The organism is Arenibacter algicola, from assembly GCF_018860365.1.
Classification (GTDB): Bacteria; Bacteroidota; Bacteroidia; order Flavobacteriales; family Flavobacteriaceae; genus Arenibacter; species Arenibacter algicola_B.
Map to the genome: position 1 here is coordinate 337,183 of NZ_JAHKPO010000024.1, position 21,465 is coordinate 358,647.

The following is a 21,465-nucleotide window of genomic DNA, read 5'->3' on the forward strand; positions in this document are numbered from 1 at the left end:
TAATTTCTTGTAGATCACGGAACTATTCCATTCTTTTCAACCAGCTTTTCATATCCACTTCCTTATGGATGATTGCCTTTACATCTGAAATGGCAACTCGTTGCTGTTCCATAGTATCCCTATGACGTATGGTAACCGTTTTATCTTCTAGAGACTGGTGATCCACGGTAATGCAAAAAGGTGTCCCATTGGCATCCTGTCTTCTGTAACGACGGCCAACGGCATCTTTTTCATCATATACCACATTAAAATCCCATTTAAGGTCATCTATGATTTCTTGGGCCAATTCTGGCAAACCATCCTTTTTTACCAAGGGCAGTACCGCGGCCTTCATAGGCGCCAAAACAGCCGGTAATTTAAGTACGGTCCTAGTAGTGTTGTTGTCCAACTCCTCTTCTACCAAGGAGTTTGAAAAAACGGCCAAGAACATACGATCCAAACCAATGGAAGTTTCAACCACATAGGGAACATAACTTTCATTGAGTTCAGGATCAAAATATTGTAATTTTTTGCCCGAGTACTTTTCGTGGCTACCTAAGTCGAAATCGGTTCTGGAATGTATCCCTTCCAATTCCTTAAATCCAAACGGAAATTTGAATTCTATATCAGCAGCGGCATCTGCGTAATGCGCCAATTTTTCGTGATCGTGAAATCTATAGTTCTCGGCTCCCATCCCCAAAGACAAATGCCAGGCCATCCTTTTTTCCTTCCAGGTTTCGTACCATTCCTTTTGAGATCCGGGACGAATAAAAAATTGCATTTCCATTTGTTCAAACTCCCTTTGACGAAAGATAAACTGTCTTGCAACAATCTCGTTCCTAAAGGCCTTGCCCACCTGGGCAATCCCGAACGGAATCTTCATTCTACCGGTTTTTTGAACATTAAGGAAGTTAACAAAAATACCTTGTGCAGTTTCGGGCCTAAGGTATAGATCCATGGCGCTATCGGCAGAGGCTCCCAATTTGGTACCGAACATTAGATTAAATTGCTTTACATCTGTCCAATTCCTTGATCCGGACAATGGACATGCAATTTCCAATTCCTCGATTAAATTTTTTACATCTACCAAATCCTCGTTCTCCAAGGATTTTCCCAAACGCTTCAAGATGGTATTGATCTGTTCTTGATAACCTACCACTCTTGGATTAGTTTCCAAAAACTGTTTTTTATCAAAAGCATCTCCAAAACGTTTTTCTGCCTTGGCTACTTCCTTATCTATTTTAGCTTCAATTTTAGCGGTATAATCCTCCACCAAAACATCTGCACGATATCTTTTTTTGGAATCTTTGTTATCTATCAATGGATCGTTAAAGGCATCTACGTGTCCGGATGCCTTCCAAACGGTTGGGTGCATAAATATTGCAGAATCTAGTCCCACAATATTATCGTTCATCTGAACCATGGCCTTCCACCAATATTCACGGATATTCTTTTTTAACTCGGCCCCATTTTGGGCATAGTCGTATACGGCACTTAGTCCGTCGTAAATTTCGCTGGATTGGAAAACGTATCCATACTCCTTTGCATGCGAGATTACTTTTTTAAAATCGTCTTCTTGTTTCACCATTTGGCAAAAATATAATATTAGTGGAAATTGAAGAGATTTATTTCAATTGAAATTCTGAAGTCGCCAATAATTTTTCATTCTCGAAAACATTTAGGGTATAGGTTCCTTCCGCCAAAGATCCTTCCGGTACTGAAATAGCATCGCAAACGCTAAATTCCTGCCCCATAAAAACCAGTTCTACACGTTTACTGTAAACATTGCCGTTTACGGAAATGGTATTGGCATTATCCTCTATGACACCCATATTTGGACCTAAGAATTGCAAGTAGATAACCCGCTCTTCATTTTTGGAATTGGGATTTCCCATTACGGTAACACAACCCCTTAGTTTGGATATGATATTCGCCTTATTGGTTTTAATGTGTTTGCCACTTCTAAACCTAAAACCACTACCCTCCGAATTTTCCAATTTTAGATAGCTTTTGGTCTTGAGCTCCTGACTAAGTTCTTTGTTCTTCCTCCTAAGTAAAGCTTCGGCCTCCGCCAACGAACTGCTCTTTCCCCTGAGTTCCTCTATCATCTTCCTGGTTTCCTCATATTTGTCCCCAAGGAGCATATTGTTATACTTAAGGAAATTGTTCTTTAGTTTAAGGCTATCATTTTTGGCCTCGAGCTTTCTAAGTTCGGTTTTATATTCCTTTAATTTTTCGACCGTAAAATTTAAGCGTCCCACGGAATCCAACAACTGTTGCACCCTATATTTTGAATCCTGTAATTCTATTTCATTTACCTCATTAAGCGCAGAAAGCCTATCTACATCAGATTTCATCAGAGTAAGGTCCTTAACAAGTAATTCTTTCTCCTGCTCCAAAAAACTAATGCGACTTTTGGATTGGGCATAACTATAATAGAAGGCAATAAGAATTCCCAGTATAATAGCTGCCAAAGCGGCAAGTATTATCTTATAATTAAATTTATTATCTTCAGTATCCATCTAAAAGCATGCGTATTAAGTAGGTTAATAGTAATCTAGATTTGTGTATTCCAAGATTTCAAATATACTAAACGATATCAACACGGTCCTTGTACCTAGGCTATGTTTTGGATGTAATGCTCTATTATATAGAGGAGAAGAACATGTGTGTACCGTTTGTCGAAATCAATTACCACTCACCGAGTATACTTTTAACGCTGTAAACCCTGTTGACCGTATATTTTATGGAAGAATTAACATTATTAAGGCCAGTTCTTTTCTGTTTTTTACTGAAAAGGGAATCGTAAAAAGTATAATTCACTACCTAAAATACAAAAACCAAGAGCAAATAGGCACATTTTTAGGGAATTGGTATGGCCATATACTGAAGGAAAACAACTTTCTTAACAACATTGATTACGTAATGCCAGTTCCCCTGCACCGTAAAAAATTAAAAACAAGAGGCTATAATCAAGTTTCCCTATTTGCCAAATCGATAGCTGAACACATTGGGGCCCAATACAAAGAGGGTGTCCTTATTAAAACCGCCAACACTAAGACCCAAACCAAAAAATCCAGAATACTAAGGTGGCAGAACAAACAAGCCCTTTATGTTTTAACAGACTATGAAATATTCAAGGATAAAAATGTGTTGTTATTGGACGATGTCATTACCACAGGGGCTACCATGGAGGTCTGTGCCACAGCCTTATCCGCAACAAAGGGAATTAATATATATGTTGCCTCCATGGCCATAGTACCTTAATTTTACAATTCTACAAATTAGTTGTTTCTTTGTTGAACATTTTCATTACTGTTATGATCCAACGCATTTTAGGGTTTTTGTTTCTCTTTTTAACCGTATCGGCCCTTGTACAGTGTGCACGCAGAGGCGCGCCCAGTGGAGGTGCTAAGGATGTTACTCCGCCGAAATTGGTTAAGGCAGAGCCCAAGAACATGTCCATAAACTTCAATACCAAAAAAATCCGATTGTATTTTGACGAATACGTTAAGCTCAAGGATATTGAAAAGCAACTTATTGTTTCCCCACCTTTAAAATACACTCCCTTAATATCCCCACAGGGCTCGGCCAACAGATATGTAGAGATTATCCTAAAAGATACCCTAAAAGCGAATACCACCTATACCTTAAATTTCGGCCAAAGTATAATTGATAACAACGAGGGCAACCCCCTTAGCTATTTTACTTACGTGTTTTCAACAGGGGACTATATAGATTCATTAACAGTTTCTGGCGTGGTAAAGGATGCATTTAATAAGAACGCAGACACTTTTATCAGTATCATGCTTTATGAGATTGATAGCACCTATAACGATTCTACCATCTATCGGCAACCTCCAAATTATATTACCAACACACTGGACAGTACTCCCATTTTTCATTTGAAAAATCTAAAAGAGGGAAAATATGCCATGTTCGGGGTAAAAGATGAGGCCAAAAACAACATTTTCAATCAAAGGGTCGACAAAATTGCTTTTATAAAGGACACTATTAGCCTTCCGACGGATTCGGTTTATTTATTGACCATGTTTAAGGAATTGCCCGACTATAGTATTTCAGTTCCCAATTTTGCGGCAAAAAACAAGATTATTTTTGGGTATCAGGGCAATGCAAAAGATATATCAGTTAAAGCCCTAAGCAACATTCCCGATACGGTAAAAACCAAAATCACCAAAGAGCGGGATAAGGACACCCTAAACTATTGGTTTACTCCTTTTAAAGTGGATTCACTGGTTTTTACAGTGGCCAATGAGAAAGAAAGCCTAATTGATACCTTTACCGTAAAAACAAAAAAAGTAGGCTTGGACACCCTTATTGTACAGCCAAACCAAAGAGGGTCCCTAGAGTTTGGAAAGCCTTTTTATATTGGAACCAACACCCCCATTTCCCGTATGGACAGTTCAAAAATCAGTTTGGCACGCAAGGATTCAACCTTGGTAAAATTCATGACGGTATTGGATACTATAGGCAATAAAATTGATTTTGATTTTGAAGTAGAGCCCAACGAGAATTATGCCTTAGAACTACTACCTGGGGCGATTGTAGATTTTTTTGAAACCGAAAATGACACCATATCCATTAAACTGTCTACCAAAAGTTATGCAGATTTCGGAAATTTAAGACTTACCTTGGACGGGGCTGTTACCTACCCTTTGATAGTACAATTAACAGACGAAAAAGGGGTTACCGTAAAGGAATTGTTCGCCAATGAACAAAAAGTCTTTGAATTCACCAATATTAAACCGGCAAAATACCTGATTCGGGTCATTTACGATAGCAACGGTAATCAAAAATGGGATACTGGAAATTATCTTCAAAGAATTCAGCCGGAAAAAGTTACCTACTACCCAAATGCATTGGAAGTGAGGGCCAATTGGGAATTGGAACAAACCTTTACACTTTCAAACTAAAATGGTCCCTATCTTCCAAAAACTTTAATTTTTCCCTTGCTTCGGCAATATGTCTTTTATCCAAGGTGGCATAAAGTACCTTTTCCTCTTTCGAAAACACTATTGGTTCACCAAAGACATTGTTTACAGTGGAATGGCCTGAATAATTATGTCCGGTATTATCCGTTCCAATCCTATTTACTCCTATTACATAAGCCATATTTTCAATGGCACGTGCTTTTAACAGGGCGTCCCAAGCATTAATTCTTGGCTGCGGCCAGTTGGCAACATAAATAAGTACATCATAATTCTCGGTATTCCTTGCCCAAACAGGAAAGCGTAGATCATAACAAATAAGCGGACAGATCCTAAAACCTTTATAGTCGATCACAATCCTTTTTTCCCCTCTGTTATAAATTTTATCCTCACCGGCTAGTGTAAAGGTATGTCGCTTGTCATAAAAACTCGATTTTCCATCGGGCTCCATAAACCAAAGTCGGTTATAATAATGCCCATCCTCAAAATAGACCATACTTCCGGTTAAGGCCACATTCTTTCTCTCCGCTTCCTTTTGCATCCATTTAACCGTTACCTCCCCTTCCTCTTTGGCGATATTCCAAGGGGTCATGGTAAAGGCCGTGGTAAACATTTCAGGAAGTATTACCAAGTCTACCTCCCCGTTTAAGGTGTCGAGCTTTTTGGAAAAGTGTTCCCTATTCTTTGATGGATTTTCCCATTCCAGCGGGGATTGTATAAGTGCTACTTTAAGTTCCATTATTATCTGCTATTGCTCTAATCAAAATATGCTTAGGAAGATTCTAAATGGCCAGTCTATATAAATACAGAAATTCTGATAACAAGCATGAGCTACTCCCGTAAATCTTTAATCTATTCTAGGCCTTTTCCAACAAAGTAATTAGCGATGGCATTCCTTGCATTTTGGCATGATCCAAGGCAGAAAGGCCTCGTACATCTTTGATGGTAGTATCTGCACCTTTGGCCAAAAGCATTTTAGCAATCTCCTCCCTATTGAATGTTGCGGCATAGATAAGACAGGTAGCCCCCATAGTGTTGCGCTCATTAATACCGGCCCCTTTATCTATCAGCTTCTTGGCGGTATCCGTATAGCCTTTAAAGCAGACACCCATCAAGGCCGTATTGCCAGAGGCATCCTTGGCATCTATTTTGGCCCCATTTTCCAACAAAAGATCGGTAATTTCCTCCTGGTCGTAATATGTAGATAAAATAAGTGGTGTAGATCCCCTTTGGTCCTTGCTGTCCAGCAATAAGGGGTTCTTCTTCAACATGGCCCTTACCTCATCGAAGTTCCCGTTTCTAATTTCGTTAAAGAAAAATTCGTTCATAGATAATTACCATTAGTTAAATGTATAAAAAAACAATCACTTTAATAAACTGAAAATATAGTTTAAAATAATAATTCCCATTAAACCCAATAAAACACATTTCATACCTAAAAAGAAAAGCTCCTTATCCAGAAGAAATAATAATACCTTTTCCAACATAGTTTATAACCATTTGTCATTTAGCTAAACCTTCGTTAAAAGCTCTAATTCATTTATAGCTTGAATCTCCTGGGAACATTTGACATATTGAATACAAGAAATTCGTTGTCTTATAGGAATTTTTTCGCCTTTCACAATTTATAGCCATATTCCTACGTTTTCTTAATAAATTCCCCTAAAAGCATACATAATTTTGAACACATTAACGCGTACGATTACAATAGAAGAAGCCCCTATTGCCATTGCCACATTAGATACCAATCTCTGTTTTATAAATTGTTCCACCCCTTGGCAACAAGAATTTATAAGCCCGGACAAAGAAATCTATGGAAAATCTTTTTTTGACGTTGTCCCTAGTTCCCCTCCGGTATTTAGAAAAATCCTCGAAAATAGTTTTTCCATTGACGATAATATCATTGAAGAACAAAAACATATTATGCCGGACGGTAGCATTAAATGGTATCAATGGTGCATTAAAACTTGGAAAGATGTAGACGGTACAATTGGTGGTTTAATAATAACATGTACCAACATTACCAAGATAAAACGCGCTAAAGATCTATTGATTGCAGCCGAAAATGTGGCCAAAATGGGAGGATGGGATTTGGATATGATTACCAATACCATACATTGGTCCAGAATTACAAAGGAGATACATGAAGTGCCATTAGATTACAAACCGTGTTTGAAGACAGGTATAAATTTCTATAAGGAAGGAGAACATAGGGAAAAAATTACCGAGTTGATTCAAAAAGCCATTACCAACGGAGAAGAATGGGATACCGAATTACAGATTGTTACCGCTAAAGGCAAAGAATTGTGGGTAAGGGCCAAGGGAATGCCAGAGTTTGTGAATGGAAAATGTGTTAGACTTTATGGAATATTTCAAGATATAGACAAAGAGAAAAAAGCCGAAATCAAGAATACCCAAATTAAAGAAAGGCTAGATTTGGCTACTGAGGTGGCCAATATAGGAATTTGGGAATACAATTTACATAAAGATGAGCTTGAGTGGAACGACGAAATGTTCCCTCTATTTGGAGTAAAACGCAAAGACTTCAAGGGTAATTTTGGTTCCTGGAAAGCCACTGTGCATCCAGATGACCTAGAGCGATGCTTAAAGGAATTTGACATGGCCGTGTCCGGAATCAAGGATTTTAAAACCGAGTTTCGAATCGTCCATCCAGATGGCACTATAAAACACATTAAGGCCAATGCCGGTATTTTCAAGGACGATGAGGGAAAAATTATTAAAATGGTCGGGACCAATTGGGACATAACCGAAGTTGTTAATACCCAATTAAAGCTGAATAAAAGTGAAGAGTCCTTCAAGGGATCATTTAAGTCTTCCGCTGTAGGAATGGCACTGGTTGCAAAGGATGGTTCGTGGTTGGACGTAAATGACACCCTATGTCTTAGCTTGGGATATTCAAGAAAGGAACTACTGCAGCTTTCCTTTCAGGATATTACACATCCTCAAGATCTTGAGAAAGATTTATCCCAACTACAAATGCTATTGGATGGGAAGGTTAATAGTTACCAATTGGAAAAAAGATACTTCCATAAAAAGGGAACAATCGTATACGTAGTGCTCACCGTTACTGCCGTGAAGGATATAGAAGGTAATATTTCCCATTTTATTTCCCAGGTGGTAGATATTACAGCAAAAATTGAAGCCCAAAAGAAATCCGAAGAGTTCTTGGAATTGACCAAAAGTCAAAATAATAGCTTATTAAATTTTGCCCATATTGTTTCCCACAATCTACGATCGCACTCTTCCAACCTGTCCATGTTATCCAATTATTTAATAGAGGAACAAGGGGAAAGTGAAAAAAGGGAAATTGAGGCCATGATAGTAAACGCATCGGAAAGTCTAAACGAAACCGTTGCGCATTTAAATGAAGTTGTACAGATCAGCACCGAAGCGGAAGGACAATTACAGGCTGTTTGTCTAAATGAAATAGTTAAAAACGTAGAGAAGAACATTAGCGCCCTTCTACAACAGAAAAAAGTAGAATGCCAAATCTCAATAGACCAATCCATTAAAGTAAAAGGCATACATGCCTATCTAGACAGTGTTCTACTTAATCTTTTTACCAACAGTGTAAAATACAGTAGCCCTAATAGAATTCCAAAGATTTCGATCCAAGCGACCAAGTCCGGAAATTTCATTATCTTAAACTTTAGGGATAATGGACTGGGAATCAATCTTGAGCGACATGGAAAAAAGCTGTTCGGAATGTACAAAACGTTTCATCAACATGAGGATTCGAAAGGAATTGGGCTTTTTATTACCAAAAATCAAATAGAGGCAATGAACGGAAAAATTGAAGTGGAAAGTGCCGTTGACAAGGGAACACTTTTTAAAATCACCTTGGTTGCTGCTTAAAAACTAAATAGAAATGGGAAAGATTGAAAGTAGTTGTATTATAGATGACGATCCTATTGCCATATATGGAATAAAAAGATCGATGAAGGAAATTGATTTCTGCAACACGATAGTAGTCTATAAAAATGGACAGGATGCCATAGACGGATTGAATAATATGGTTGCGGAAGGGATAGCGCTACCTTCCATTATTTTATTGGACCTAAATATGCCCATTATGGATGGGTGGGAGTTTCTGGACGATTTTATTAAAATTCCGAATAACAATACCAAAAAAGTAACAATTTATATTATCAGTTCCTCCATAGATCCTCGGGATGTAATTAAGGTCCAAGATTATAGTTTGGTAAGCAATTACATTTTGAAACCTATCAAATCAGCAGATCTGCTTAAATTACTATCCGATGGCAGTAACTATTAAAATCACCTGGTGCCCGGATTAAAATTGTCCGGAGCATTTTGTGGCTCATTGATAGTACCCGATTCTCCAGAATCATTATATATTATCCATTCACTAGGCGTATAAAATGGATTCGCTTGCGAGACCTCTCTATTTCGTATTGCCCTGCCATCTTCAAATTCATGGTTGGTGCCAGACCCATCCTCGCCAATAACTCCAAAAATATCTATTACAGTCCCGAAAGGATCCACCAATTCCAAATTATCATCGCCATTGGAATCTGCAGGACTATTCGTGGAAACACCATGATTGGGAGGGAAGCCGTATACCATTTCGAACTCTGAGGCATTGGGAGAAATAACAAAGGTACTATTGCCTTCAATTACAAATCCGGACAAATCAATGGTAGAACCTATTTCCATATTATCATTGGTGTACCTTCTTAAAGTCCATCCCTTTAGAGAAAGCGGTTCAGAATCTGAATTAAAAAGCTCTACGAACCTGGCTCCTGCGTTGTTATCCGGATCTGCCAATTCCGAAATGAAAATCTTTGATGAGGTAAATTCATCCACCAAATCCTCGCAACGAATATTCGTAAAAGCAATATCAGAGGTATCCCTTATTGCCAATTGATAATCTTTGTTGTCCTTTATTAAAACCCCGGTTATGGCTCCATTTTCTTCTGGTAAAAGGTTGGCCTGAAAATCGGAATACCCACTGTTAAGTAGTTCAATTTCCAAATCCTCACAATTGGTCAAAGTCCTTATGGTTTCTTCCTCTTTTACAGCAAAGGTTTGTCCCAGTTCGGCCGATGAAATTTCCATACTGGCAAACTGGACCAAGGTGCTTATCATGGAATCGTCCAACTTATTAAGATCGACCGTTTTTGGTTGGAGCGAACCCAATGGATCACAGGAATTAAATAAATGCTGCCCAACTACGGCAGCAGGCAAACGTCCTACTGCAGGGTTGCCAAAAGCACTGAAAACGCCTCCCAATTTAATGGCCCCTTTACTCATCCCCAAATAAAGTCCTTTGGTTTTTATGAGGATCTTAGAGCCTACCTCGTAAAACAAATGAGAATCCCTGAGGTCAATTTCCAATTGTAGGCCCTGTGTGGGATTGATAAGATTATCCTGTATGTGTAAAGTTCCAAAAAAGTTGCCTGCCACATCAGATGATACTACATACCCCTCCAAAATATAATCTTCCTTAATCTGTATCAATTCATCAACGTAAAGCGCCTTTAACTCCCCTATGGTAATATTGGCCGAAAGATCCGAGACACAACTGGATTTGGGAGTCTCAAAATCTTTATCCTTAACACAGGCCATTACAAGGTATAAACCCAGAAGGGCAGCAACGCATCCAATATTGTTGATCCTGAAATTCATTGTTCCATTATTTCTTTCCAGAATAATTATAAAAGTGAATTTTAAAAACTAATGGCAAAATTGATAAAATAGGTACGTCCATAGCCATACCAATATTTAGGAGCAAATGAAGGGTTACCGCTTAAATTGTCCTGCTGTAACTGTCCAAAATTACCGTTCCTACTTTGTTCGTATCCTCCGGTTCTAAAAACGGCATCAAAGACATTGTTAATACTCCCAAAAACACTTATATACTTACCCTTTTTCAACCAAGATTTACCCCCTACCATATTCAATAAATAAAAATTGTCCAACTTATTTTGTGACAATAAGCGTTCTACATTTTCCTGGGTAGCATCTGGAAATGCCGTACCCGTATCGGGATCCAAATAAAAACTCTGTGTCCTAGTTATGGTAGAAATACCAGCGTAATTGTTCCCCAAATAATTGGCAGTAGCCCCTATCCACCAATATTTGGGATCTCGGTATTCCATCCCCAGGGCAAAAGCCTTTTGAGGCCCTTGGGACAATTTGTAATCCTTCACCTTTGCAACCCCTAAATCTATATTGCCTTCGGGATTAAGAATATCTTCCTCCGCTCCTGCCGTATCAAAATTAATGGTTACATAAGGATCACTAGCATAAAGATATTTGCCTACGGAAGCCACCAATGATAATTTCACTGCCGACGAAAGCTGGTACTCCAACCCCAGTTCCGTCCCTAAGTGAAGCTTGTCCAAATCCGTAAGGACTTCCTGCACAAAATCGCTGCCTACCCCTGCATCCACAAAGAAAAAATTAATATCGGTAATATTCTGAAATCGGGTATAATAGCCTGTTACACGTCCCGTTAAATTAGGTAGTCTTATATAGTAGTTAAGGTCTGTTGTAGTAATTGTTTCGCTTTGAATATCATTTACCACCTGATTATTCTCCCTTGGGTTAATAAAAACATTTTGATAAACCGGGGCTTTAGTCAAATACGCCCCGTTTAAAGCAACCCAATGTCTCCCGTTAAATTTATAGGTAAAACCCGCTTTGGCGCCAAAATTGGAAAATTTAACTTTTTCACCCTTTCCGAAGGAGGTATTCAAAAAACGCTCATTCCTAAATTTACCTTCCCTTTGGTAATTGGTCGAGATATAATTGGCACCCAAGAACCCCTCCCATTTTGGATACCTTATGCCGAATTGGGCAAAGGCATTATAAACTTCAGCATTAATATTATAATGGTAGTTGAACAGGTTGGATGTTGTTTTATTTAGACTACCGTCCAAATCATTTTTTGTGTTGGAAAATGGGTCTATATCCTCATGATATTCAGCGCCCAACAAATCGCTGATTTCGGCGTAGTTATCCGAGTCCAAATTGGTATAATGCCCACTAAAATCAATTTTGAAGTAGTCATTTAGGGTGTAATTACCTATGGTGGCCACATTAAACTGTTGGTCCTCATTGGTATCCTCGTAGGAAATATAAGCGGCTTTGCCCTGCACAGACAAACTGGAATTTGCTTGGTATAGGTCGTTCCAATTTAACTGTGGATTTTCCAAAAATCCGTCTCTGGCCATATTGGCAGCTATAAAATTGGCCCCAATAGGACTATTGATATAATAACTTGGCAAATATCTATAATAAGTTTTATCCGGATTAGGGGCGTTATAGTATCCCAACCTACCCTTGGAATTTGTTCCAAATTGATAAGATACTCCGGTGTTTAGTGTAAATCTTTTGGAGCTATAATAGTGATTGAACATAAATATAGGCTCTACTATTTTCCGTTCCCTGGAGTTTCTAATTTTGCCATTTTGAGTGCCCCAATATGGGTTATATTTATTCCCGACCAATTGAAAAACTTCCTCTGTAATTGCGGAAGACCTTCCTCGGCGGTTAGAGGCCCAAATGCTTGTTAGATTAATACTATGTTTGTCATCCAACTTATATTCAAAAGCACCAAAAAAAGAATAGGCATCATACAAGGTACCATCAATATAACCCTCCTTTGCCCACCTTCTAGAGGCAGAGATACTGTAATTTATTCCTTTTTGCGGCAGACCTGAGGAATAGGTAACCATAAGTCGGCCCGCATAAGTTCTATTGGATGCCGAGGACGACAAACGCATCCCTTTCCTAAAAGTGGAAGGCCTGGTACTAATATTCGTAGTTCCCAAAATACCTCCGTAGGAGTAATCCGATGCCTGTAACCCATGGGTGAATTCCTGATTCCTTGTTACATCGTTAAGGCCGCCCCAGTTATTCCATTGAGGACGTCCGTCCATCAATTTGTTCATGGGAATGCCATTTAGAAGAATAACCCCATTTTCCGATCCATAGCCCCTTACTCGAAAAAATGCCTGACCAAAATCGAATGCCGCCCTATTTAGAAAAATATCCTTGGTGGCCTGTAACATGCCCGAGGTCATTGAAATGCTTTCATCTTCCAACAAGTCGGAATCTGTTAATGTTATTAAATTGTCTGTTTTCTCCTGGACAATATCACGATCCAAAAAAATAATTCCCAGATCCAAATCTTCATTGCTTATAGAAATGGGCATTCTTTTAATTAGATAATCTTGGGCGGTAATAGATAGTATATAATCTCCAGGCTGTTTTAAAGAAAGTACAAATTTTCCGTCTATGGGATCAGGTCTTATTGGGGCAGACCCTGAAATTTCAATTTTGGCATATTCAATGGTTTGCTGGGTTAGCATATCCTTTACAAAACCCTTTACATTGTAGATTTCCTGTGCATAACCCCAGATGCCCTGCAGAAGAAAAAATGATATTGCCAAACCATTTTTCATTGATGAAGATGAAATATTTTAACAATTTGGTTATAAGATATTAATAATTGACAGTTTATTCTTAATTTATTCCAAGAAAAGTTAATGAATAGCTTACAGTATTCAAAAATTAATGTAATCCATGAGTATCACTTGCACCTTATTTGTGGTCTTTTTTACAATTAGTGGGGCCCTGGCACAGGAGACTAAGACGTATACATTAAGAACCGTGGCCTTTTACAATTTGGAGAACTTATTTGATACTGTTAACGACACATTGACCTTGGACGACGATCGTACCCCGGATGGTAAGGACAATTGGACCATTGAAAGGTATAACCAAAAAATTTACAATATGTCCAAGGTTTTATCGAAAATAGGAAGTCCCGATGCCCTAACCTCCCCAGACATTATTGGCCTATGTGAATTGGAAAATAGACAGGTAATAGAAGACCTAACGAACCATCCCCATCTACGGGAGAAGGACTATGGAATAATTCATTTTGATTCCCCAGATGAGCGGGGCATAGATGTGGCCCTTTTATATAAAAAAACTGTTTTTCTGCCCACTTCATTTGTCAGTCTGCGACTATTGCTCACTAATGAAAACGATTATAGGGATTACACTAGGGATCAGTTGGTAGTAAGCGGCATTTTAGACGGGGAGGAAATGCATTTCATTGTAAACCACTGGCCTTCAAGAAGCGGAGGGGAAGCAAGAAGCAAGCCCAATAGAATAGCCGCGGCCCGATTAAACAAAAGCATCATAGATTCTATTTCAAAGTTGAGTCCAGAAGCAAAAATCATCAGCATGGGCGATCTTAACGACGACCCAATAGACGATAGTTTAAAAAAAATATTGAAAACCAAGGGAAAGGTTGCCGATTTGGAAAAAACCGATCTATATAATCCTATGGAACTGCTGTTTAAAAAAGGAATCGGCTCCTTGGCCTATAGGGACCATTGGAACCTATTTGACCAAATATATTTCACCGCCAATATTACTAATGAATCGCCTGACCAATACCACTTCTGGAAAGCCGGAGTATACAGTCCTACTTACCTAATTGATAAAAAGGGCCAATACAAAGGATATCCCTTACGCACCTATGCAGGAGGAAACTATATTGGCGGTTATAGCGATCATTTCCCTGTATATATCCACCTGATTAAGGCAGTAGATTAGGTTATTATTGCGGAAGTACAATATTGATATTTCTCCACTTCACCTTTATTCCGCCACCGTCATGGATCTGAAGGGCTATGGAGCCTTTACCGGCACCAATTTTATCATCGGTAATGCTCACCATTTCGGTGCCATTTAGCCATGAAGTTAACTTATTGCCAGACAGCTTAATCTTCATCGTATTCCACTCCCCCTCCTTGAGGACCTTATCCTTTTCGGGAGCGGGCTTAATTAGCCATCCTCTGCCGTAGGATTCGTAGACACCTCCCGTATCATGTCCCGGAGGTGCAACTTCTACTTGCCAACCACTAACTTTGGTGCCATCTACGGTAGACCTAACAAACACCCCGCTGTTACCATTGGCTTCCTGCTTAAACTCCAAGGTAAGTTCAAAATCATCGTAATATTTATCGGTGGCCAAATAACCATATTGTTTGTCCGGTCCACTTTCAGAAACAAGCAATCCATCTTCCACGTACCATTTTTCGGTGCCGTAGATCGTCCAGCCCGATAAATCTTTGCCATTAAACAGCGACATTTCCTGGGATACCCCAGGTATGGCCATAAGGGCCAGAACAATAACTACTAAATTTTTCATATGGTACATAAATTTGGTTTATGATTTATTGTTATTATTAATTTGTTAAGATCAATATAGTTACTAAAAGACCTACCTGTGGCCAAATAGCCCTAACCTCTCCAAATACAATTAATTAATTGAGCCATTGTGCCCATGGAATTCTGCTAAGGATAAGAATCAATCCCAAACCGTAAAAAATGGTAATGGTCTTAAACTTTCTTTTGCCTTCCAATACTTTTTTGTGTTTGGACCAGCCGACCGTAATAAAGACAATTGCAATTATATTGATAAACGGATGTTCTACGGCCAATAAACGGGAGGCCGAGTTTAACCCGCCCATACCCAATGTTTTAATGGCGTTCAACCCATTGGAAGACACAAAATAGAGTACTAGGCCCACCAAGAGTTGCAAATGCGATAAAATCAGCGCAAATAGGCTAATTCTAAAATCCTTTCTCAAAGTGAAATCCTTATTTCCTGTCCATCCCAAAATACCATTGGCCACGGCTAAAAATAATACAGCCAATACCACATAGGCAAAATAAGAATGTAAGGCGAGAATCCATTGATGTGCTAATCCGTAATCTTCCATAGTTTTTATTTTAATTTATAAATGTAAGGAATTTTGGTAATAAAAAAACCCCGCTAATTAGCGGGGTCATTATTTTTTACTTCTATTAGTACTTAGAAGTTATAGCGCATATTAAAGTTCCAAGTCCTACCATAACCAAACCTAACTCGGTTATCGGTATTTACACCGTTCCAAACGTCATCTCCAGGCTCAACATGTGTGTTATCGCTTGAGCTTTCCAAATATACCTCATCAAAGACATTGTTAATGTTTAAACGGAACTGAATGGATTTATTGTTCTCCTTCCCAACCAACATACGGTAAGAGAGCCCGGCATCCATGGTGTCATAAGAAGGTAATTTAATAGCCCCCCTATTGTTGGCAGTTGAAAATTCGGAATCCCCGAAAAGGGTGGAACCATATAAATTATCATATAGATTCCAGTTGGCATCCAATTTAAATCTGGGCAATATTTCATAATCCCCACTAATACCTGCAGTAAACTGCGCAGCCTGTCCTATTTTTACACCATCTATATAACTAGGGTCTCCTGTAGAAATTATATTTCCATTTTCATCAGAGGTGGTGGTGGTAACATTACCATCATATTCCCAATTACCAATAGATACAAATCCTTGAAAATTCAATCCGTCCGCGGGGCGTGCAAACACTTCCAATTCCACACCGGAATGTACCTGCTTCAATGGACTGGTTTGGGTAAACTCGTCCACGATATTGTCATTGTTGGTATCATCAGAGCTATATTGTATCCTATTGTCCCAAATAGTGTAATACACGTTAAGGTTGGCAGATAAAATATCGCCCATAAACTTATATCCACCTTCCAAACCAGTAATCTTCTGATTTTCAGTTGCCAAAGGATTCAATTCATTTGAATTTCTATCGTCTATATACAAATCACTGTGATAAGGCTGACGTGAGTAGTAACCTCCATTTGCAAATATCGCGTGTTGCTCGGATAGGTTATAGGCCACACCGGCCTTAACGTTAAAGCCTGGGTTATTTACTTTTTCCGATTCTTCGGATTGCCCTTCATTGGCAGCATTCAAAAACTCTTCCCTGATATGCGATTGTGTAGAAGCCGACCCTTGAAAGAAGGTAGAAAAAGCTCCCTTGGAATACTCTAATTGTCCAAACACCCCTGCATAGTTGATTCTTTCCTCGTAATCATAACCAAATCTTTGGGAGTGGTCATCATTCGGGTTAAAGGTTATATTCCAAGGATTAATACCGCCATAGGCATTGGTAAGTTCGTAGGCACCTCCGTTGTAATTGCTGGAATTGGAAACCGATGTAACACCAATAAACTCACGTACATCCCTAAAGTGGATTCCGTTGTACAAACGAACGTCCGCCCCAATGTTGAAATTAAGGTTTTCATTGATTTGCTTATTAAAGTTGGTTACCAAACCACCCCAGTTATGGTTGTTGTTGGACCCCCTGGCATAAAGGGCCTCCCCTGTATTTCTATCTGTAATTAATTGAGCAAAACTTCCCCTTCCTATTGAACCGTACAATACGCTAGACAAAGAGGCAGTCTCGTTAAAAGTCAAGTCCCAACTAAGGTTGGCTACCGGTTTGTGATAAATATTTCTACCTCCAGGGTAGGCGCCCCCATTTAAAGTGTTAGGACTGTTAACGTTTGCTGTATTCCAAGAATTGTATTTTCTTCCATTATCCAAAAAAGTCCTAAGATTATCGGACCCTGCAGCAGCATGCCATTGTGGAGCACCTGTTAGAATAAAGTTGAAGATGTTATTTTCGTTGGGTACATATCCAAAGGACAAGAAATAGGTTTGACCTTGACCTCCGGTATTATCCACATAACCATCTCCTTGCCAATGTCCCAACATTGCTGCAACAGACAAGCCATTTTCCATTATACCTGTTGAGTAATATCCGGTGGTCTTAATGTAATTATCATTGCCAAGCATAGTTTGAAAAAAACCTCCTTCACGCTTGTCCAAGGTTTTGGTCACAATGTTTACCGTACCTCCAACAGATGAAATGGCCAATTTAGAAGATCCCAATCCCCGTTGCACCTGAACGGCATTGGCAATATCCAATACTCCAGACCAGTTGGACCAGTACATTTTTCCATCTTCCATTCCGTTGATAGGCTGTCCGTTTAACAAGAATGCCGTATTGGTCTGATCAAAACCCCTCAAGAACATTTGACCATCTCCAAAAGCACCTCCCTTAACGTTCTGAACTGAAGGGGTAGACTTTAATAACTCAGGTAAATCCCAGTTTCCTGTTTTTTCCCTGATTTCCCTGGCCTTTATGGTAGACACTGCTATGGGTGTTTGTCTGTCTTCGGCCAAATCTATAATTCCAGAGCCCACAATAACCACCCCTTCCAATTCCTGTGCGTCCGGATTAAGGGATATGGTACCGATGTTACCGAGTGTTGTAAAATTTACTTTCTTGCTAATAAATCCGATATAGGAAATTACCAAAGTTCCTGAACTTTGGGATACTTCAATGGTAAAGTTACCATCAAAATCTGCTGCAACCCCATTTGTGGTTCCCTGAACCAAAATGTTAGCTCCCGGTAAGGGATCGCCAAAATCACCATCTACTACAGAACCAGTAATGGTTCCTTGGGAAAACCCTATTGCCGTTAACAAAAATGCGGCAATAACAAAGTACATTTTTTTCATTTTTCTAAGAGTTAATTAGTTTTTAATAATCGCTGCAAAAGTGAGTATATTTTTACAACAATACATTACTATAATGTTAAATTAGTAAGTGCAAATTTAACATTAAATACCTTAATAACTCCTGAAAGACAGTAAGTTAATACCGTTTATTAGGAATTGGCAAAATTGCCAATTATTTCTTAAATAAATTTAAAAGATTTAACGTAGAAGCATCATGATTCGCAATAGTAGATCCTTCAATATCGTTCAATATGGCAGTAGCCAATTGCTTGCCCAATTCCACACCCCATTGATCGTAACTAAATATGTTCCAGACTATGCCCTGGACAAATATTTTGTGTTCGTACATGGCAATAAGAGACCCCAAACTCTTGGGTGTTAACTTATCTATTAATAAGGTATTGGTAGGTTTGTTTCCTTCAAAAACCTTGAATGGCAAGATTTCCACAATCTCTTTTTCCGAAATCTTTTTTTCTTCCAATTCCTTTCTAACCTCATCAGCCGTCTTTCCGTTCATTAGAGCCTCTGTTTGGGCAAAGAAGTTGGCCATTAATTTATTGTGGTGGTCCTTGTCCCCGTGTAAGGACTCCTTAAACCCAATAAAATCGGTAGGAATTAATTTAGTCCCTTGATGGATCAGTTGAAAAAAGGCATGCTGCGAATTGGTACCAGGCTCTCCCCATATAATGGTTCCTGTTTCAAAGGTTACCCTATTTCCGTTCCTGTCCACGCTTTTTCCATTACTCTCCATAATCCCTTGCTGCAAATAGGCCGAAAACCTACTTAAATATTGGGTATAGGGAATAATGGCCTCTGTCTCTGCACCGTAAAAATTATTATACCAAACACTTATAAGAGCAAGGATTACCGGTATGTTCTCTCCAAAATCTGTGCTTGCAAAATGCTGATCCATTTCATTGGCACCCATCAGCATGGCATCAAAATTTTCGTATCCCACCGCCAAGCCAATAGATAAACCAACCGCGCTCCACAATGAAAACCTACCCCCGACCCAATCCCACATAGGGAATACGTTATCTGCATCAATTCCAAATTCCGAAATTTTCTCGGCATTGGTAGAGACTGCGGCAAAATGCTTGGCCACATCTGCTTGGGTAGCGTGTTTTAGAAACCACTTTTTTATGGTAGTGGCATTGCTTAGGGTTTCCTGGGTAGTAAAGGTCTTGGAAACCACAACGAACAATGTTGTTTCAGGATTTAAGCCCTTTAGGGTTTCGTAAACATGATCACCATCAACATTGCTTACAAAATGCATTTTTAAATGGTTGCTGTAAAATTTTAAGGCTTCCACTACCATGGCGGGACCAAGATCCGATCCACCGATACCAATATTGACCACATCGGTAAAGGCTTTTCCTGTAAATCCGGTTTTAGCACCTGAAATTACGGAATCCGTAAAGGATTTTATCTTCTGTTTCACCTCGTAAACTTCTGGGACAATGTTTACCCCGTCTACTTCGATGACATCCGATTCTTTTGCCCTTAAGGCCGTGTGAAGAACCGCCCTGCCTTCTGTTTTATTTATAATACCGCCTTCAAACTGCTTCTGGATAGCATCCTTCAATCCAACTTCATTTGCCAATTGCAAAAGAAGTTGAAGGGTTTCTTGGGTTATCCTATTCTTTGAAAAGTCTACGAAAAATTCGTTCCAACCGATGCTGTGTTTCTTAGCCCTATCGGAATCCTCTGCAAACAAGTCCTTTAAGGAAAGACCGGTATTCTCTTTATAATGTTGTGAAAGTTTTTTCCAAGCTTCTGTTTTGGTCGGGTCGGTATTCTGTAAAGCCATTTTATTCGTTGAGTGTTAGCAAATCTTCTTCTGGTAATTCTATGTATTCAATACAATCCAATTGACTTTTCTTAGGCCCTACAAAATCCAAATAAGCTGTTTTTAGGCTATCCGCTATAGGTTCCGCAGCCGGTAATTTTTCCCTTAACGGATCTACCTGTTGCCCATTTTTCCAGAAACGATAACATACGTGCGGGCCTCCGGTATTACCGGTCATCCCGATCCAACCTATAACATCGCCCTGTTTCACAAAATCTCCTTTCTTAACCTTCTGGTTCTTCATATGTAGATACTGGGTGCTGTAGGTACCATTATGCTGAATCTTGACATATTTACCATTACCACCTCTTCTTGTGGATTCTGTGACTGTACCATTGGCGGTAGCTAGGATAGGGGTTCCTATAGGAGCTGCATAATCCGTTCCCTTATGAGGCTTAACCTTGTATCCATAATAGGCAATTCTTCTGTTTAAATTATACCTGGAGGATATTCTACTGAACTGAACTGGCGACTGTAAAAATGTACGTCTAAGGTTTTTGGCCTGATCGTCATAATAGTCGTTGATGTTTTTGGTGGAGTCGGACACAAAGTTAAAGGCGTAAAAAGGCTCTCCATTGTGCTCAAAATAAGCGGCCTCAATACCACTGGCACCAGCATAAATGGTATCGTTGATATACTTTTCCTTGTAGATTACCTTAAACCGATCCCCTTTCTGAAGTCTAAAGAAATCTATGGTCCATGCGTAAATTTCAGATAAACTATTGGTAACGTTGTAATCAATACCTTGTTTCAATATTGCTTCGGACAAGGAAGATTCAATAATTCCGGAAGCTTCCCGCTCCACATATTTTACCTTTTGCTTTTTCTTATAGGCTAGGACGCTGTCCCTAAAATCGACCACCGTATAGTTAATGGGATCATTTTGATAAATAAATACCTGTGCATTATTGGCCGTGTCCTTGGACTTCAAAATAAGATAAGGCTTGCCAACAACTATTTTCCTTACATCGAAAGTATCCCGGAAGTGTTCCGAAACTCTTGCAATCTTGGGGTATTCCACACTATTTCTCAACATTAGCTCACCAAAGCTGTCCCCATTTTTGACGGTGTCGCGCAAAACCTCAAAATCGTCCAGATTAAACCCAAACTCTTTTATTACCACAGGTTTCTCTATGGTTACCACCTCTGCTATTTCCTCTGTAACAGGTTTGTCGTCCTTACATGAAAAAATAAATATTAAACTAAAAATTAGGCCCCAATATTTTTGCATTGTT

16 protein-coding genes are annotated in these 21,465 nt (G+C 39.1%); 5 read left to right on the forward strand and 11 right to left on the reverse strand.

Going from position 1 to position 21,465, the window contains the following annotated elements; genetic code table 11:
- Positions 1 to 22: 22 nt before the first annotated feature.
- A complete protein-coding gene (locus KO529_RS20040; protein WP_215949627.1) occupies positions 23 to 1,567 on the reverse strand; it encodes a glycine--tRNA ligase in 1,545 nt (514 codons plus the stop codon).
- Positions 1,568 to 1,604: 37 nt separating this feature from the next.
- Entirely contained in the window at positions 1,605 to 2,501 is an 897-nt protein-coding gene (locus tag KO529_RS20045; protein ID WP_215949628.1) for a hypothetical protein, read from the reverse strand.
- A 43-nt stretch (positions 2,502 to 2,544) separates the two neighbouring features.
- Here KO529_RS20045 and KO529_RS20050 point away from each other — a divergent pair, with 43 nt between their 5' ends.
- The gene (locus KO529_RS20050; protein WP_354667788.1) at positions 2,545 to 3,246 is read left to right on the forward strand and encodes a ComF family protein; all 702 of its coding nucleotides are present in this window, start codon (positions 2,545 to 2,547) and stop codon (positions 3,244 to 3,246) included.
- Positions 3,247 to 3,275: 29 nt separating this feature from the next.
- Positions 3,276 to 4,913, forward strand: coding sequence for an Ig-like domain-containing protein (locus KO529_RS20055; RefSeq protein WP_348646975.1), 1,638 nt, complete (start codon positions 3,276 to 3,278; stop codon positions 4,911 to 4,913).
- On the opposite strand, the gene KO529_RS20060 is transcribed toward KO529_RS20055, so the two are convergent.
- Both KO529_RS20060 and KO529_RS20065 read right to left on the reverse strand, forming a co-directional pair.
- Positions 4,897 to 5,667 (reverse strand): amidohydrolase, encoded by a 771-nt coding sequence (locus tag KO529_RS20060; protein WP_215949629.1) that lies wholly within the window; start codon positions 5,665 to 5,667, stop codon positions 4,897 to 4,899. The two genes, KO529_RS20055 and KO529_RS20060, sit on opposite strands and share 17 nt — an antisense overlap.
- 118 nt (positions 5,668 to 5,785) lie before the next feature.
- Positions 5,786 to 6,256: an ankyrin repeat domain-containing protein gene (locus KO529_RS20065; RefSeq protein WP_215949630.1), complete on the reverse strand. Its 471-nt coding sequence runs from the start codon at positions 6,254 to 6,256 to the stop codon at positions 5,786 to 5,788.
- 352 nt (positions 6,257 to 6,608) lie between these two features.
- On the opposite strand from KO529_RS20065, the gene KO529_RS20070 reads away from it, so the two are divergent.
- Entirely contained in the window at positions 6,609 to 8,804 is a 2,196-nt protein-coding gene (locus KO529_RS20070; RefSeq protein ID WP_215949631.1) for a PAS domain-containing sensor histidine kinase, read from the forward strand.
- 13 nt (positions 8,805 to 8,817) lie between these two features.
- Complete coding sequence (locus tag KO529_RS20075; RefSeq protein ID WP_215949632.1) at positions 8,818 to 9,225, forward strand: response regulator; 408 nt, start codon at positions 8,818 to 8,820, stop codon at positions 9,223 to 9,225.
- A 2-nt stretch (positions 9,226 to 9,227) separates the two neighbouring features.
- Here the strand turns inward: KO529_RS20075 and KO529_RS20080 are convergent, their stop codons facing one another.
- Positions 9,228 to 10,598 carry a DUF5689 domain-containing protein gene (locus KO529_RS20080; RefSeq protein WP_215949633.1) on the reverse strand — a complete coding sequence of 457 codons (1,371 nt, stop codon included), beginning with the start codon at positions 10,596 to 10,598 and terminating at the stop codon, positions 9,228 to 9,230.
- 41 nt (positions 10,599 to 10,639) lie between these two features.
- The gene (locus tag KO529_RS20085) at positions 10,640 to 13,381 is read right to left on the reverse strand and encodes a TonB-dependent receptor (protein ID WP_215949634.1); all 2,742 of its coding nucleotides are present in this window, start codon (positions 13,379 to 13,381) and stop codon (positions 10,640 to 10,642) included.
- A 121-nt stretch (positions 13,382 to 13,502) separates the two neighbouring features.
- Between KO529_RS20085 and KO529_RS20090 the strand changes: the two genes are divergently transcribed.
- A complete protein-coding gene (locus KO529_RS20090; protein WP_215949635.1) occupies positions 13,503 to 14,546 on the forward strand; it encodes an endonuclease/exonuclease/phosphatase family protein in 1,044 nt (347 codons plus the stop codon).
- Between the two features lie 4 nt (positions 14,547 to 14,550).
- Here the strand turns inward: KO529_RS20090 and KO529_RS20095 are convergent, their stop codons facing one another.
- From KO529_RS20095 to KO529_RS20115, 5 genes are all read right to left on the reverse strand, one after another.
- Positions 14,551 to 15,144: a 3-keto-disaccharide hydrolase gene (locus tag KO529_RS20095; RefSeq protein ID WP_215949636.1), complete on the reverse strand. Its 594-nt coding sequence runs from the start codon at positions 15,142 to 15,144 to the stop codon at positions 14,551 to 14,553.
- Between the two features lie 115 nt (positions 15,145 to 15,259).
- Positions 15,260 to 15,718: a hypothetical protein gene (locus tag KO529_RS20100; protein WP_072860394.1), complete on the reverse strand. Its 459-nt coding sequence runs from the start codon at positions 15,716 to 15,718 to the stop codon at positions 15,260 to 15,262.
- Positions 15,719 to 15,810: 92 nt separating this feature from the next.
- Positions 15,811 to 18,381, reverse strand: coding sequence for a TonB-dependent receptor (locus tag KO529_RS20105; RefSeq protein WP_215949637.1), 2,571 nt, complete (start codon positions 18,379 to 18,381; stop codon positions 15,811 to 15,813).
- 172 nt (positions 18,382 to 18,553) lie between these two features.
- Positions 18,554 to 20,191 carry a glucose-6-phosphate isomerase gene (pgi, locus tag KO529_RS20110; protein ID WP_215949638.1) on the reverse strand — a complete coding sequence of 546 codons (1,638 nt, stop codon included), beginning with the start codon at positions 20,189 to 20,191 and terminating at the stop codon, positions 18,554 to 18,556.
- 1 nt (position 20,192) lies between these two features.
- Positions 20,193 to 21,461 (reverse strand): peptidoglycan DD-metalloendopeptidase family protein, encoded by a 1,269-nt coding sequence (locus KO529_RS20115; RefSeq protein WP_215949639.1) that lies wholly within the window; start codon positions 21,459 to 21,461, stop codon positions 20,193 to 20,195.
- Positions 21,462 to 21,465 lie beyond the last annotated feature (4 nt).

What these genes read in the sequence shown, in the direction of transcription:
- KO529_RS20090 (WP_215949635.1), top strand. Translation starts at nt 13,503, where the DNA reads ATGAGTATCACTTGCACCTTATTTGTGGTCTTTTTTACAATTAGTGGG.
- KO529_RS20060 (WP_215949629.1), bottom strand. Translation starts at nt 5,667, where the DNA reads ATGGAACTTAAAGTAGCACTTATACAATCCCCGCTGGAATGGGAAAAT.
- KO529_RS20115 (WP_215949639.1), bottom strand. Translation starts at nt 21,461, where the DNA reads ATGCAAAAATATTGGGGCCTAATTTTTAGTTTAATATTTATTTTTTCA.
- KO529_RS20085 (WP_215949634.1), bottom strand. Translation starts at nt 13,381, where the DNA reads ATGAAAAATGGTTTGGCAATATCATTTTTTCTTCTGCAGGGCATCTGG.
- KO529_RS20080 (WP_215949633.1), bottom strand. Translation starts at nt 10,598, where the DNA reads ATGAATTTCAGGATCAACAATATTGGATGCGTTGCTGCCCTTCTGGGT.
- KO529_RS20075 (WP_215949632.1), top strand. Translation starts at nt 8,818, where the DNA reads ATGGGAAAGATTGAAAGTAGTTGTATTATAGATGACGATCCTATTGCC.
- KO529_RS20045 (WP_215949628.1), bottom strand. Translation starts at nt 2,501, where the DNA reads ATGGATACTGAAGATAATAAATTTAATTATAAGATAATACTTGCCGCT.
- KO529_RS20105 (WP_215949637.1), bottom strand. Translation starts at nt 18,381, where the DNA reads ATGAAAAAAATGTACTTTGTTATTGCCGCATTTTTGTTAACGGCAATA.
- KO529_RS20100 (WP_072860394.1), bottom strand. Translation starts at nt 15,718, where the DNA reads ATGGAAGATTACGGATTAGCACATCAATGGATTCTCGCCTTACATTCT.
- pgi (WP_215949638.1), bottom strand. Translation starts at nt 20,191, where the DNA reads ATGGCTTTACAGAATACCGACCCGACCAAAACAGAAGCTTGGAAAAAA.
- KO529_RS20095 (WP_215949636.1), bottom strand. Translation starts at nt 15,144, where the DNA reads ATGAAAAATTTAGTAGTTATTGTTCTGGCCCTTATGGCCATACCTGGG.
- KO529_RS20040 (WP_215949627.1), bottom strand. Translation starts at nt 1,567, where the DNA reads ATGGTGAAACAAGAAGACGATTTTAAAAAAGTAATCTCGCATGCAAAG.
- KO529_RS20065 (WP_215949630.1), bottom strand. Translation starts at nt 6,256, where the DNA reads ATGAACGAATTTTTCTTTAACGAAATTAGAAACGGGAACTTCGATGAG.